15 protein-coding genes are annotated in these 14,154 nt (G+C 62.5%); 6 read left to right on the top strand and 9 right to left on the bottom strand.

The features are described from left to right. The first annotated feature begins 163 nt into the window (after positions 1 to 163). From ACFFNA_RS26790 to ACFFNA_RS26780, 3 genes are read left to right on the top strand one after another with little or no spacing between them, the layout of a single operon-like run. Complete coding sequence (locus ACFFNA_RS26790) at positions 164 to 1,270, top strand: peptidase C39 family protein (protein WP_378922938.1); 1,107 nt, start codon at positions 164 to 166, stop codon at positions 1,268 to 1,270. Further along, positions 1,267 to 2,730, top strand: a complete 1,464-nt coding sequence (locus ACFFNA_RS26785) for a RimK family ATP-grasp domain-containing protein (protein WP_111549185.1) — start codon at positions 1,267 to 1,269, stop codon at positions 2,728 to 2,730. The genes ACFFNA_RS26790 and ACFFNA_RS26785 overlap by 4 nt, the downstream gene beginning before the upstream one ends. 16 nt (positions 2,731 to 2,746) lie before the next feature. Beyond that, complete coding sequence (locus tag ACFFNA_RS26780) at positions 2,747 to 3,019, top strand: DUF3303 domain-containing protein (protein WP_378922936.1); 273 nt, start codon at positions 2,747 to 2,749, stop codon at positions 3,017 to 3,019. Between the two features lie 17 nt (positions 3,020 to 3,036). Here the strand turns inward: ACFFNA_RS26780 and ACFFNA_RS26775 are convergent, their stop codons facing one another. Continuing rightward, entirely contained in the window at positions 3,037 to 3,966 is a 930-nt protein-coding gene (locus ACFFNA_RS26775) for a LysR substrate-binding domain-containing protein (RefSeq protein ID WP_378922934.1), read from the bottom strand. Between the two features lie 108 nt (positions 3,967 to 4,074). Between ACFFNA_RS26775 and ACFFNA_RS26770 the strand changes: the two genes are divergently transcribed. Beyond that, positions 4,075 to 4,965 carry a fatty acid desaturase family protein gene (locus ACFFNA_RS26770; protein WP_378923091.1) on the top strand — a complete coding sequence of 297 codons (891 nt, stop codon included), beginning with the start codon at positions 4,075 to 4,077 and terminating at the stop codon, positions 4,963 to 4,965. Positions 4,966 to 4,978: 13 nt separating this feature from the next. Here the strand turns inward: ACFFNA_RS26770 and ACFFNA_RS26765 are convergent, their stop codons facing one another. The 3 genes from ACFFNA_RS26765 to ygfZ all read right to left on the bottom strand — a co-directional run bounded on the left by ACFFNA_RS26765 (position 4,979) and on the right by ygfZ (position 8,678). Further along, a complete protein-coding gene (locus ACFFNA_RS26765) occupies positions 4,979 to 7,117 on the bottom strand; it encodes a putative bifunctional diguanylate cyclase/phosphodiesterase (RefSeq protein ID WP_378922932.1) in 2,139 nt (712 codons plus the stop codon). Between the two features lie 65 nt (positions 7,118 to 7,182). After that, positions 7,183 to 7,818 (bottom strand): HD domain-containing protein, encoded by a 636-nt coding sequence (locus ACFFNA_RS26760; RefSeq protein WP_378922930.1) that lies wholly within the window; start codon positions 7,816 to 7,818, stop codon positions 7,183 to 7,185. Next, positions 7,818 to 8,678, bottom strand: a complete 861-nt coding sequence (gene ygfZ / locus ACFFNA_RS26755) for a CAF17-like 4Fe-4S cluster assembly/insertion protein YgfZ (protein ID WP_111549190.1) — start codon at positions 8,676 to 8,678, stop codon at positions 7,818 to 7,820. Before ygfZ ends, ACFFNA_RS26760 begins: the two co-directional genes overlap by 1 nt. Before the next feature lie 73 nt (positions 8,679 to 8,751). On the opposite strand from ygfZ, the gene ACFFNA_RS26750 reads away from it, so the two are divergent. Continuing rightward, entirely contained in the window at positions 8,752 to 10,083 is a 1,332-nt protein-coding gene (locus ACFFNA_RS26750) for a dihydroorotase (protein ID WP_245446394.1), read from the top strand. A gap of 35 nt (positions 10,084 to 10,118) precedes the next feature. On the opposite strand, the gene ACFFNA_RS26745 is transcribed toward ACFFNA_RS26750, so the two are convergent. From ACFFNA_RS26745 to ACFFNA_RS26730, 4 genes are all read right to left on the bottom strand, one after another. Next, a complete protein-coding gene (locus ACFFNA_RS26745) occupies positions 10,119 to 10,901 on the bottom strand; it encodes a hypothetical protein (protein ID WP_378922928.1) in 783 nt (260 codons plus the stop codon). 70 nt (positions 10,902 to 10,971) lie between these two features. Beyond that, positions 10,972 to 11,229 (bottom strand): hypothetical protein, encoded by a 258-nt coding sequence (locus tag ACFFNA_RS26740; RefSeq protein ID WP_008874920.1) that lies wholly within the window; start codon positions 11,227 to 11,229, stop codon positions 10,972 to 10,974. A 366-nt stretch (positions 11,230 to 11,595) separates the two neighbouring features. Continuing rightward, a complete protein-coding gene (locus ACFFNA_RS26735) occupies positions 11,596 to 11,973 on the bottom strand; it encodes a TIGR02301 family protein (RefSeq protein ID WP_378922924.1) in 378 nt (125 codons plus the stop codon). Between the two features lie 177 nt (positions 11,974 to 12,150). Next, a complete protein-coding gene (locus tag ACFFNA_RS26730) occupies positions 12,151 to 12,585 on the bottom strand; it encodes an NUDIX hydrolase (protein ID WP_111549193.1) in 435 nt (144 codons plus the stop codon). Positions 12,586 to 12,716: 131 nt separating this feature from the next. On the opposite strand from ACFFNA_RS26730, the gene ACFFNA_RS26725 reads away from it, so the two are divergent. Next, positions 12,717 to 13,478: an SOS response-associated peptidase gene (locus ACFFNA_RS26725; protein ID WP_378922922.1), complete on the top strand. Its 762-nt coding sequence runs from the start codon at positions 12,717 to 12,719 to the stop codon at positions 13,476 to 13,478. Between the two features lie 141 nt (positions 13,479 to 13,619). Here ACFFNA_RS26725 and ACFFNA_RS26720 read toward each other — a convergent pair whose 3' ends face one another. After that, positions 13,620 to 13,775, bottom strand: coding sequence for a hypothetical protein (locus tag ACFFNA_RS26720; protein WP_111549195.1), 156 nt, complete (start codon positions 13,773 to 13,775; stop codon positions 13,620 to 13,622). Positions 13,776 to 14,154: the final 379 nt, after the last annotated feature.

Below are 14,154 nucleotides of genomic sequence, written 5' to 3'. Positions count from 1 at the left end.
CCATTCAAAGCGTTTTGCATCGCTGGGCTGTTGCCGAATCTGTCACAATTCGGCCCTATTCGAGGTGCGATAGCGCTTTGTGGCCATCAGTATTTTCGGCTGATGTCTTGAACGTTTTCGAGTAGGGCATTTCCCACCACCAATCGAGGTTTTCTCAAGCCGCATGCCTGCCGAGATCCGCACGGCCCGCGCGTCTGACGTCGATGATCTCGCCGCCATCGAGAAAGCTGTTTTCCAAAGCGACCGCATTTCCCGTCGCTCCTTCCGCCTGTTCATCGAGCGCGAAACCGCCGAGACGCTGGTCGCCGAAATCGACGGCCGCGTGGCCGGCTACGCGATCGTGCTGTTTCGCAAGGGAAGCGGCGTGGCGCGTCTCTACTCGATCGCCACCGGTCCGTTCTTCGGTGGGTTGGGTGTTGGCCGCATGCTGCTTGGATCTGCGGAAGATGCCGCCTTCGAGCACGGCCGCATGATGCTTCGTCTCGAGGTGCGCGAGGACAACAGCCGAGCCATCCGCATCTATGAGCAGGCCGGCTATCGCAAGATCGGCCGCGAATCCGGCTACTATGAGGATGGCGAGACAGCGCTTCGCTATGAAAAGACCTTGCGCGGCGACATTCCGATCGCCACCAAGGTGCCGTTCTACCAGCAGACCTGCGAATTCACCTGCGGTCCATGCTGCCTGATGATGGCGATGGCCAATTTCGATCGCGGCTTCACGCCGGATCCGGTCATGGAAATCCGACTGTGGCGCGAGGCGACGACTGTCTTCATGATGTCGGGACCCGGTGGCTGCGAACCATTCGGCCTCGCTGTCTCGGGGTACGAAAGCGGGCTTGCGGCGGAGATCTATGTTTCCTTCTACGGCGCGCTGTTCCTGCAGTCGGTGCGCAGTGAGGACAAGCGCCGGGTGATGGAACTGGCCCAGGTCGACTTTCGCCGCCGCGCGGAACTTTACGGCATCCCGGTGAATTACCGTCCATTCGCCATCGACGACATTCGCGCCGCGATCGCGGAAGGAAAACTGGTGCTGGTGCTGATCAGCGGTTTCCTTATGTTCGGCAAGAAAGTGCCGCACTGGGTGCTGGCCATCGGCGATGACGGCGACCATATCCTGATCCACGATCCCTGGGTCGAGGACGAGAGACAGGAGACCATCCTTGATGCCGCCAACATTCCCGTGCCTTACGGCATCTTCATGAACATGGCGCAGTTCGGCCGCGACGGACTGCGTGCCGCCATCACTCTGGGAAAGCGCGACAGACAATGACCTGGGTCATCCTTACCGGCCGGCAGAGCGATCTCGACCAGGTGGCGACACCGCACAAGATCATCACCAACCGTGACTATCTTGCGCATCCGTCGCTGTTTCGCGGCCAGCGGCCGAAGGTCATCAACCTGTCGAACAACTACGCCTACCAGAGCCGCGGCTACTATGCCTCGCTGCTGGCGGGTTCGCGCGGCCACAAGGTCATTCCGACCGTCGAGACGATGATCGACCTGTCGGAACGCAAGCTCTACGAACATGCTTTGCCCGAACTGGAGCTGGCACTCAACAAATGCCGCAAGGATCTCGGCGGCGCCTTTCCAACCAAGGTCTGTATCTTCTTCGGCATCGGCCCATCGAAAATCTGGGACCGTTTCGCCAAGCTGTTGTTCGACTGGTTCCGTGCGCCGGCGCTCGAAGTCCACATCAAGGACAGCGCCGAATGGGCCTCGATTCGCAAGATCGGCTTCCACCCGCTGGCGCGGATGACCGAGGACGAAGAAAAAAGCTTCATCCAGTGCCTGGAGACCTACACCAACCGCGAGTGGCGCGACACCAAGGGCCGCACGCCGGCGCGCTACACCTTCGCTACGCTGGTCGATCCGCATGAGGAATTGCCGCCGTCTGAGATTTCGTCGCTGCGCTACTGGGCCAAGATCGCCGAAAAGATGGGCGTCGAAATCGAGCCGATCACCAAGCGGGATCTCGCCAAGCTCGCCAATTACGACGCGCTGTTCATCCGCGAGACCACCACGATCTCCAACCACACCTATCGTTTCGCCCGCCGTGCCCAGCAGGAAGGCATGCCGGTGATCGACGATCCGCTGTCGATGATCCGCTGCACCAACAAGGTCTATCTCAACGAGCTGATGGCCTACAACAAGGTGCCGGTGCCGCCGACGGTGATGATCGCTGGCACTTCGGACCTCGAACTGGCGGCGCAGACACTGGGCTTTCCGCTGGTGCTGAAGATCCCGGATTCGTCATTCTCGCGCGGCGTCAAGAAATGCGCCAACTTCGAGGAGCTGAAGACGCTTGCCACGGAATGGCTGGAGGATTCCGACCTTCTGATCGCACAGAAGTTCATTCCGACCGAATATGACTGGCGCGTCGGCGTGCTCGGCGGCCAGCCACTGTTTGCCGTCCACTATCTGATGGCGAAGAAGCACTGGCAGATCGTCAACCACAAGGCCAACGGCAAGCCCGACCAGGGCGGCATCAAGACCTTCACGCTGAAGGAAACGCCGGCGCATGTTGTCGAGACGGCGGTGAAGGCGGCGCGCTGCATCGGTGATGGGCTCTATGGCGTCGACCTCAAGGAGACCAAGGATGGCGTCTTCGTCATCGAGGTCAACGACAATCCGAACCTCGACCATGGCTGGGAGGATTCCGGTGAAAAGGACGAGGTCTGGGTGCGGCTGACGCAGTGGTTCCTGGAGCGGCTGGACCGCCCAGGCCGGTAATCACCGAGGGGAAAAGATGCTGTTCATCGTGATCGAGGACTTTCGCGGTTGCGATCGCAAGGAGATCTACCGCCGCTTCCGCGACCGTGGCCGCCTGAAGCCGGGGGAGCTTCTCGTGCACCATAGCTGGATCGCGGCGGATATGAGCCGTTGCTTCCTGCTGGTGGAGGCTGATGACGTCACGTTGCTGCAGCGCTGGGTCATCGAATGGGCGGATCTGGTGGAGTTCGAGATCGTTCCCGTGGCGACGAACAAGGACATGGTAGAGGCATTGAGCGGGCACCTCTGAGCGGCCATGACTGGCCGTCAACGGCTCTCTAGCGCCGGCGATTTGACCGCGCGCACGCATTCCTCGATCAGCCACTGGCGAAACGCCGCCACCACATCGCGTCTTGCGCTGCGCTCCGGGGTTGTCAGACAATAGGGCTGGCGCAGCTCCAGCGCCTGGGCGAGGGGCCTGACCAGCCGGCCGTCTTCCAGGGCCTCGGCGCAATAGACCCCTTGCGCCAGCGCGACGCCAAGGCCGGAAATGGCAAGATCAAGTGCGGCCCGCGACGAATTCGCCGAAAGGCCGCGTTGCGCTGCCCGGCCAGGCTCGATGCCCATCGCTTCGAACCAGTTGCGCCAGGTCGGGAACGACGCGCCCGTCGGTCCCCAGTCGGTGTGGATCAGCGGCAGGCCGGTGAGGGCGGTGGCGTCCAGAGGTTTATTCGTCGCGACGAGATCAGGTGCGCAAACGGGGTAGACGGCATCCCCGACGATGTCTTCCGTTGCCTGGTCGCGGTAGTGCGAACGGCCATAGGAAAGGCGGATGTCGATCAGATCGCGGTCGAACGATACCGGATCGTCTTCGCCTCTGAGCGATATGTCGACAGCGCCGTGGGCCGCGACAAAGCCTGCCAGGCGCGACGACAGCCAGCCCATCGCCATGGATGGCGGTACCGACACGACGAGCCGGGAGCGGAACTCGGCGCCGCTCAGTTCTCGTGACACGCTGCCGATCTCACCGAATGCCGTTGTCAGCCGAGGCAGTATTTCCCTGCCGGCGTCGGTGAGGACGACGCGGCGGTTGACCCGGTTGAACAGCTTGCGGCCCATCTGGTCTTCGATGGTCCGGATCAGCTGGCTGACTGCGGCGGCGGAGATAGAAAGCTCTTCGGCTGCCGCGGCAAAGCTGCCGGAACGCGCCGCCGCTTCGAAAGCCTGGAGTCCGCGCAAGGATGGAAAAGCGATCATGATGCCCGATAGATAAGGTGACCTTATCTAAATCGCAGAATTCCTCGTTTTTAGAAAGCTTTCTTGTTGAATACGATGAGCGTCGACATTTTCGAGCGGGATGACGCAGTGCACCATCGCGACGTAATTGCATCGTTGACGCAGGAAGAGCGCAATCGCCTGACCGCCAAGTCGGATGTCTCAGGTCTCGTTCAGCTTGCCGCTCATTGGGGCGCGATCGTGGTCATCGGATCGCTGATCGCCGCCAAGGTGCCGTTCTGGCAGCTGCTGATGCTGCCGCAAGGCATCCTGATCGTCTTCCTGTTCACGCTGTTGCACGAGACGGTGCATCGCACCGCCTTCGAACGGCAGTGGCTGAACGATGCCGTGGCGCGGGTGTGCAGCCTGGCGATCGCGCTGCCGGCGGACTGGTTCCGCTATTTCCATTTCGCCCACCACCGATACACCCAGGACCCAGACAATGATCCGGAGCTGGCTTTCCCCAAACCGGAGACATGGAGGCAATACCTCGTCCATGTCTCCGGCATCCCGACGTGGTGGGGGCATCTCAAGACGCTCTATGGCAATGCGATGGACCGAGGCCGGGGAAGCTATGTTCCGCCAAAGGGGCACTACAAGGTGCGCGTCGAGGCGCGCGCCATGATTGCCTTCTATGCCGTGTTCATTCTGCTGGCCGTCTATTTCCGGCTCACGGTGCTTCTCTATGTCTGGATCGTGCCGGCCTTGCTCGGGCAGCCGTTTCTGCGCCTCTATCTCCTGGCCGAGCACGGCCGTTGTCCGTTCGTCGCCAACATGCTGGAGAACACCAGGACCACGCTGACCAACTGGCTGGTCCGCAAGCTGGCCTGGAACATGCCGTTCCATGCCGAGCATCATGCGTATCCCGGCGTGCCGTTTCATCAACTGCCGGAGTTTCATGCGCTGATCGAGCGCCATCTGAAGGTGGTCGAACCGGGCTATGTCAGCTTCCACGAAAAATACATCGAGACATTGCGCTGACGGTGGGCCGACCTCAGCCGGTCTGGCTGTGCAACGCGCGCGATTTCAGCAGGCGCTGAATATCCGCTGCCTTTGATGGAACCCCGATCAGATAGCCCTGCGCCTCGACGCAACCGTTGCCGCGCAGAATGTCGAGCTGCATCTCGGTCTCGACACCCTCGGCGGTGACCGTGATGCCGAGTTCGGCCCCCAGCCCGATGATGGTGCGAACGATCGCCGCCGTGTCGCGATTGCCGATGTCGCGGATGAACGAACGGTCGATCTTGATCTTGTCGACGGGAAAACGCCTGAGATAGCCGAGCGAGGAATAGCCGGTGCCGAAATCGTCCAGCGCAATGCGGATGCCCAGCCCGCGCAATTGACGCAGTGTCCTCAGCACGGTCTCGCTTTCGTCCATCAGCACCGTTTCGGTGATTTCCAGTTCCAGCCGGCTGGCCGGCACGCCGGAAAAGGCCAGCGCCGAGATGACGCTGCGGGCAAAGCCACCGCTTTTGAGCTGCACGGCCGAGACATTGACCGCGATGCGCAGGGCGGGAGGCCAGCTCGCCGCCGTCGCGCAGGCTTTCCTCAGCGCCCATTCGCCAAGCGGCACGATCAGTCCGGTTTCTTCGGCGACCGCAATGAAGTTGTCCGGCGCCACCGTGCCGCGCGTCGGCGAATGCCAGCGCATCAAGGCTTCCGCACCGACAATCTCGCCGGATTCTATATTCATGATCGGCTGGAAATCGAGGTCGAATTCCTGGTGCGGCAGAGCTGCCTCGAGGTCGGTCTCAAGTGCGCGCCGCGCCTGCACCATGGCGTCCATTCCGGGCTCGAAGAAGCGGTACAGGTTGCGCCCTTCGCTCTTCGCCCGGTAGAGCGCCGTATCGGCATTTTTCAGCAGCGTGTCGGCATCCCGGCCGTCATCGGGGAAAACGGCGATGCCAAGGCTGATGCCGACATGAATGTCCCGGTTTTTGTCGCGAAACGGTTTTGCGATCACCGCGACGATGTGCTTCGCCAGTTTTTCCGCTTCGGCCAGGCTTTTGAAAGGGAACTGGATGATGACGAATTCGTCACCGCCAAAACGGGCGACGATGTCTGTCTCATTGCGCAGGCAACGCTGCAGCCTCTCGGCCACGCTCTTCAACAGCCAGTCGCCGGCCGGATGTCCCCACGTGTCGTTGACCGCCTTGAAGCGATCGAGATCGAGCGAGAAGATTGCCAGCGGTGCAGCCGCATCCTCCAGCGCTTGGTCGAGCCGTTCGCGAAGCATCGAGCGGTTGGGCAGTCCGGTCAGCGTGTCGTGATGCGCAAGATGGGTCATGCGCTCTTCGACCAGTCTGCTTTCGGTGACGTCGTCGAACGTGGCGACCCAGCCGCCGCCACTCATCGGCCGACGCGCGATCATCAGCGTTCGTCCGTCGGCAAGCTGACGGGGGGTCGATCGCGTCTGGCCGACCTGCAGGCGGGCTTCGGTTTTGAGGACCTCGCGATCGATATCGATGGGCGGATAGACACCTAGGCGTACCAGCCGCTCAAGGAGTTCGCGCAGACCCATGCCCAGTGGAAGGTCTGTTTCGCTGACACCGTAGAGTTCCAGAATGCGCTGGTTGCGCACGATCAGCCTGCCGTCGGCGTCATACATCAGCAGGCCTTGCGACATGTTGGCAAGTGCTGCGTCGAAGCGGCGATGCTGCTCCTTGAGATCCCGCTCTGCGCGCCGCTGTTCGGTGATGTCCTCGTAGATGGAGACCCAGCCGCCCGAAGCCAGCGGGCGATGCGAAATGTGGATGATGCGACCGTCCGACAGCGTCTCCTCATAGGTCGAGGCTTTCGCCTGGTCGATATAGGGCTTGCGGATGGCGTAGAGTTCTTCGGCGCTTTGCGAGGCAATGCCGATGTCGACGCTGTGGCGCAGGATGTCGAGGAACCGGATGCCGGGCCGCATCACCCTGGCGTCGAGGCAGAAGATGTTGATGTAGTTGACGTTGCAGATAATCATGCGCTCGTCGGCGTCGAACATGCACAGCCCATGCGACATGTTCTCGACGGCGGCCGAAAAGCGTTCGTTCTGTTCGCGCAGTTCGTCTTCCATGGAGCGCGGCCGATCCATGCCTTCGGCCCCCGGTTCCGGGACGGCCGAACCATCCTTGGCATCAGCGACGGGCATAAGGCGCGCCTGCGGCTCGTGATCGAACGGGCTAGTGTGGTCGCCGCCGGTTAATTTAGCGTTTTTCAGCCGATCGCTTGTGCCGGGACCTGGCGGCGCGACTTCTCGATCGCCGAAAAACGCTTCAGGAACGCATTCTGCGCCCAGGTAACAGAGCGTGGCGTGAAATCGAAGCGATCGGCATTGAAGCCGCGCGGACGGCCGAAGAACTCGGTCGCCTCGGCGGTCGAAAAGCCGGCAAGCAGCGTTGCTTCGAAATAGGCGGCGATCTGGTCGGCGCGCTTGATCTCCTTGCGCAGCGCCGCGGCCGGTTCCGGCGGCAGCGAGAAGCGCAGATGGATGGCGCGCTGCAATCGCAATTCACAGTCCTTGTAGCTGCCGCCCATCACCGATTTGAACGGCGAGATCATGTCGCCGATGACATATTCGGGGGCGTCGTGCAGCAGCGCCGCCAGCCGGGCGTCGGCCGAAGCCTCCGGCACCAGGTCGCAATACAGCGCCTCGACAAGCAGCGAGTGCTGGGCGACCGAAAAGGCGTGCTCGCCGCTGGTCTGGCCGTTCCAGCGGGCAACGCGGGCGAGCCCGTGCGCAATGTCCGAAATCTCGATGTCGAGCGGCGAGGGGTCGAGCAGGTCGAGCCGGCGGCCGGACAGCATGCGCTGCCAGGCGCGTGCCGGCGCACCGACGCGATCGGCCGCCATCAGGCCTCCTCCGCGCTGACGGCTTCCTGCGGGAAGCTGAACTTCGCCCAGCCGGGAATGGCCACGGTAACCGGCATGTCGCCCGCCATGATCGGCTGGCCGGCGTCGAGCGCCGCCTTGACCCTGTCGATGCGGGCAATGGCGAGCCCGGTCGTGCCGGCGGTCGAGCCAAGCGTGCCGACCGGCCGCCCCTCGACGGTGAGTTCGGTGCCAGCGGCGGGCAGGGGAAGTCCAGCCTGAACGATCAGCACGCGCCGCCGGGCCGTGCCGCGGTGCTGCATGCGCGAGACAACCTCCTGGCCGACATAGCAGCCCTTCCTGAAGCCGACGCCGCCGGTCTCGTCGAGCAGCACGTCATGCGGGAAGGCGTCTCCAAGTTGGTAGTCGCTGCTGCTTTCGGCAATGCCGCTGGCGATGCGGAAGGCTTGCCATGCGGCAAGGTCGCTCCGCTCATCTGTTTCGCCATAGGAGCGCGTGACGGCGCCGTTCGGAAAGCGCGTGTCGGCGGCCGCCGTTGAATCAGATTGTGAGGCCGTTGACTCACTTCCCCATGCGACTTTGACAAGCGCCTGATCGGCCTTGGCAATCTCGACCTTGGCGCGCAGCTTGTAGAGCATCAGCCGGCGCACGAAATCATCTGATATGTCGGCACGGCACTCGAGCCGGAATGCATTCTCGCCGGCGCGCGAGATCAGGAAATCGAACAGGATCTTGCCTTGCGGCGTCAGCAGCGCGCCCGGTTTTGCCTGGCCGGGTGTCAAGACGTCCAGATCGGTGGTCAGGATGTTCTGCAAGAAATGCTCGGCATCGGGGCCTGAGACGGAGATGAGTGCGCGGTCTTTGAGCTGGGCAAAGGGCATTGGCGAAAGCAGCCTGATCTTGCAAAACGGTCGGCCTTTACGTAAGCCGCTGGCACTCCCCCCGCAAGAGAGCATGGCCATGACCTACGACCTCATCCTGACAGGCGGCACAGTGGTCAACCATGACGGCGAAGGGGCTCGCGACATCGGCGTCAAGGATGGACGCATCGCTGCCATCGGCGATCTCGGCCAGGCCTCGGCCGGCGAGACGATCGACTGCCGCGGCCTGCACATCCTGCCGGGTGTCATCGACAGCCAGGTGCATTTCCGCGAGCCGGGGCTTGAGCACAAGGAAGACCTGGAGACCGGCTCGCGGGCGGCGGTGCTGGGCGGTGTCACCGCCGTGTTCGAGATGCCCAACACCAATCCGCTGACCACCAGCGAGGCAGCGCTTGCCGACAAGGTCCGGCGCGGCAGTGGCCGCATGCACTGCGATTTTGCCTTCTGGGTTGGCGGCACCCGCGAGAATGCAAAAGACGTCGGCGAGCTCGAGCGGCTGCCGGGTGCGGCCGGGATCAAGGTTTTCATGGGTTCGTCCACCGGCGACCTTCTGGTCGAGGACGATGAAGGCGTCGCCTCGATCCTTAGGAATACGCGCCGCCGGTCCGCCTTTCATTCCGAGGACGAGTTTCGGCTGCGCGAACGTCTGGGCGAACGCATCGAGGGCGACCCGTCATCGCACCCGGTCTGGCGCGACGAGATCGCTGCCTTGCGCTGCACCGAGCGGCTGGTGCGCATAGCGCGCACTGTTCGCGCCCGCATCCATGTCCTGCACATCTCGACGGCCGAGGAGATTCTGTTCCTCCAACAGCACAAGGATGTCGCGACCTGCGAGGCGACGCCGCATCACCTGACCCTGTCGGCGGACGATTATGCGCGGCTCGGCACGCTGATCCAGATGAATCCGCCGGTGCGCGAGAAGCGCCATCGCGACGGCGTCTGGCACGGCATTGCGCAAGGCATCGTCGATGTGCTCGGCTCCGACCACGCACCGCACACGCTGGCCGAGAAGGCCAAGCCCTATCCGGCCTCGCCCTCGGGCATGACCGGCGTGCAGACGCTGGTGCCGATCATGCTCGATCACGTCAATGCCGGCCGGCTGACGCTGCAGCGCTTCGTCGACCTGTCCAGCCACGGTCCGCAACGCATCTTCGGCATGGCGAGAAAAGGCCGTATCGCCGCCGGCTACGGCGCCGATTTCACCATTGTCGACATGAAGCGGCGCGAGACCATCACCAACGCGCAGGCCGGCTCGAAAGCCGGCTGGACGCCATATGACGGCAGGCAAGTGACCGGCTGGCCCGTCGGCACCGTCATTCGCGGCCGCCGCATCATGTGGGAAGGCGAGATCGTCACGCCGGGCCAGGGCAAAGCGGTGGAGTTTTCCGAGGCATTGCCCCGCTAGGCCCCCCGACCTCCCGCAAGGGGAGGGTAAAAGGCTCAGTCGCCGGCGACGAAGAACGTCCATTGCCCGGTGGGCGTGATGCCGACGCGGTAGAAGATGTAGGCGCCGAACTGCTTCATGTCGTCGAAATCGCCGGCGGTGACGATCTTGAACAACTCGACCCGCTGCTTGGCATCGAGCTTGTCCAATGGCAGCGCGAAGAAATACGGCCACACGTAGAGCTCTTCCGGCGTGCCGGCGTCGAGGTGGACATAGCCTGCATTGAGCACCTCTTCCAGGATGGCCAGGATCTCCTGGCCCTCCGGATCGCCGGAGAGACCCTTGAGGAAGGCGATGGCGTCGCCGTCTATATCGGTCAGCGACAATTGCGTCGTGTTGTCGCCCGTGCCGATCAAAGGCCGCAGCTTTTCGATGTCGCCGCCTTTGCAGGCTTCGACGATCAGGTCGTGCATGCGCCGTACCGGTTCCGGCAGCTTGCCGAGATCGTAGACGACCTCGGGCACCGGCGTCTCCGGATCGACTCGCGGCCTGGTGACGCCGCCGTCCGCCGGGCTGTCCGGCTCGGCTTCTTTAGGGGCAACCGGCTGGCCGGTTGGAGGCAGCGGCCCGACCGGGTCGGGCATTGGCACGGTGCTTCCGGGCGGCGACATGTCGTCGTCCACCGGCGGCGTGACGGGTGCGGGGAGCTCTTCGCGCTTGATCTCGCTCAGCGCATAAGCGGGGCTGCTGACGAGAACCAGGGGAATCGCGGCACAGCAAGCGGCGAAGCAGATGTAAAGGACCAAGCCACGCGGCTTGCCTGACATCGAAAGACTCACTGCCCGTTTCTCCCTGCTTCCGGGCATGACGCCCGAGCGGCATTCTGTCGTCAAAGAACCGGACGTCGGTTCAGTGCCGCAGCCGTTCAGGTTCGAAGGCGCCAGCAATCACCTTTTCACGCATGCGGTCGAGCAGGGCAAGGGCCGAGGTCTCGCCATTGGCACGCAACATCTCGCCGAATGCCGTCTCGAGCGCGGCCTCGGCAATGATCTCGGGCTCTATGCCGGCGGAGAGACCCTCCGCCCAGGCTTCGCTGTGGCTTTCCACGGCGGTCAGGCGTTTCTCTTCCCTGACCAGCGCGTCGATGTCGTTGACACCATGTTCCATATGCGATGTCCACCCTTTCAAGCGGCGATCCGTCGATGTGGATCAGGCTTGATCTGTTCATTTCACACGCAGGGTCAATTAAGTATTTGTAAATACGACATTTTTTTGATCGTTTTTTACAAAGCCCGATTGCCTTGTGCGGAGCTGCGTTCAACTCGAGTCAAACTTAGCCGATTAGGGCGGCCTGCGGGGCGAAAACCTTCAGTTTGAGTTAATTCCGCATTCACGCAGTAAGGTTTCGTTAATACTGTTGCAGAAGTGCCACATGAGGATTGCACCAAGATGTCACCTGGCACAAGCCGGATATATCGATTGTCGCCAGCGATGGTCCGGATATCTGTGGATGGGCAGGTCGGAACGGCTAAATCAGTTGCCGTAACGCGAGGCGATGTCGCGCGACAGCGTCTCACCTTCCTTCATATAGCGGCTGATGGCTTCAGTCGCCGACGGCGTGCACTGCGTGTACGTGCCGCCGAAGGAGCGGTAGCCGCGATTGAAGCTGGCGATGAAGCGGGCGCGCCGCTCGGCGTCCGGATTTTCCGAATCGAGCAGCTTCTGCATCTCGACGCGCCACTGGTCGCCTTTCTCACCGCACAAATTGCGCAGGAAGTGCAGCGACCCCAGAACTTCCGCCAACCGCATCAGCCCAGGCTCGAACGGCGACTCGGCGCTGAGCGCCGGCCGCGTCGAAAAGGCCGTGCTGACGGCAAGACATACGGCGAGAAGCAGGGATGGACGGTTCATAAGCCTTCTCCGCCTAACGGCGTCAGCCGTTGTGGTCCGCCTAACGGCGTTAGCCGTTATGGCCTGCCGAACGAACGGCGTCAGTCGTTGTGGTCTGCCGAACGGGGTAAGCCGTTGCGGCCTGCCAAACAGCATAAGCCTTTGTGGCGAAACAATTTGTCGCCCGCAAGGCGATTTTCAGGGCTGTACCCCGGCGTTTGCGCCAAGGCCCAACAGGTCCTCGGCGACGGCAAACACCGAGCCGGCGAGCGGCAGCCCCGCCATTTCGCTGAGCGTATAAAAGGCTGCTGTCTCGGCGTCGTCGCCAGCCACCGCCTCGCCACCGGCATAGGCGGCTCCGAAGACTGTGAGGAGATAATCGACCGGGTGGCCGTCATCCCTGCCGTCGATGTGGATTTCCCGAAGCGGGCGGTAGTCGGTGGCGTGCAAGCCGGTTTCTTCCAGCAGTTCGCGCTTTGCCGCGGCCTCCAGCGTCTCGCCGGCTTCGACCTTGCCGCCCGGAAAGGCATAGAGCCCTTGCGATGGCTGCCGCGCCCGCTTGACCAGGAGCACGGTGTCGCCACGCACGACGGCAACCGAGACGGCCGGAAGTGTCTTGCGCGCTTCGTTCATGGATCCCCGATCAGGCTCATTTGAAGGCAGGTCTGTTGTGGACCGCCCAGCATGGGGAAGCTTTAGCGGTTGCGCAACGCCGGTTCCATCGCCACTTTCAGACCGAACCAGTCGAAGGGCACCAGTCGACCATGTGCGGACGTTTTGCCTTGACCGCGACGCCGGACCAGACCGCCGCCTTTCTGGACGTGGCGGGGCTTGAGGATTTCCCGGCGCGCTACAACATCGCGCCGACGCAGCCGATCCTGATGGCGATCGCCGGCGCCCCACGGGCGCCGGGCTCCAATCTGCCGGACCGCCAGCCGATGCTGGTGCGCTGGGGGCTGATCCCGACCTGGGTCAAGGACACACGCGAGTTTCCGCTGCTGTTCAACGCGCGTTCTGAAGGGGCCGCCGAAAAGGCTTCGTTCAAAGCCGCCATGCGCCATCGCCGCGCGCTGGTGCCGGCATCCGGCTTTTACGAATGGCGGCAAACCGGTGGCAAGAAGGGGCAACCCTATTGGATACGGCCCAGGCATGGCGGGTTGGTCGCCTTTGCCGGACTGATCGAGACCTATGCCGAGCCGGGCGGTTCGGAAATGGACACCGGCGCCATCCTGACCGTCAAAGCCAATGCCGACATCGCTGATATTCACGACCGCATGCCGGTGGTGATCGATATCAGGGATTTCGCCCGCTGGCTGGATTGCCGCACGCTCGAGCCGCGCGATGTCGCCGACCTGTTGCGGCCGGCGCAGCCTGATTTCTTCGAGGCAATTCCGGTTTCCGACCTCGTCAACAAGGTCGCCAACACCGGACCGGAGATTCAGGAGAGGGGGGAGATCGGGCCGGAGCCCGAGAAGGTCAGGCGCCAGAAGCCCGGCGCGGACGACAGTCAAATGACGTTGTTTTAGAGCATGATCCTGAAAAGTGGCCCCAGTTTTCGGGAAAGATCATTTCGGGAAATCAGGCTCAAACAAAAGGACGAAAGCTGCTATTTCGAGGCGCGCTCTGGCGCTTCATTCCGGCCACCTTCGGGCCGGTCGCGCACCAGTTCAGGCAGCGCGGGGCGATACGATCTTCTGCGCCGGCTTTTTCTTCTTCGCGGTGTGGAGAAGGGCGGCGACGATCGCGGCCGGGCCGATGGCGCGGTAGTGGTTGGCCAGCGCCGGTTGCTTGGCGCGGTTGGATTCCTGCTTGGTTCGGGGCATGTCTCTCTTCCCAGGTAACATTTTCGTGTCTGCGTTTGATGGCCGATTCTGACCAAATCGTGACGCCTGCTGAACTAGCCGGCGAATGTTTCATCACTGTGCCGACATGTTTAATAAAATGTTTCAGTGCATCAATACCTGTGATCCAGCGACGTTTTTGCTGAAACTAGCGACTTGACGGCAACACCGGCCAAGGCGATAAAGCCGCCCATGAAAACGTCTTTCGCCATTTGTGGCATTTGCATTATTGGCTAGCCTCGCGCTGGTCCGGACGTTTTCGCCTCATCTTCCCCAGATTGGACAAACGCCCCGGCCAGCAGGCTGGAGTCTGTTTTGCGCCTCGACGCGCCGGCTCCAGTCAAAGCATGATCCCGAAAAG

The organism is Mesorhizobium kowhaii, assembly GCF_042431665.1.
Lineage (GTDB): Bacteria > Pseudomonadota > Alphaproteobacteria > Rhizobiales > Rhizobiaceae > Mesorhizobium > Mesorhizobium kowhaii.
This window is presented reverse-complemented; position numbering and strand designations above follow the sequence as displayed.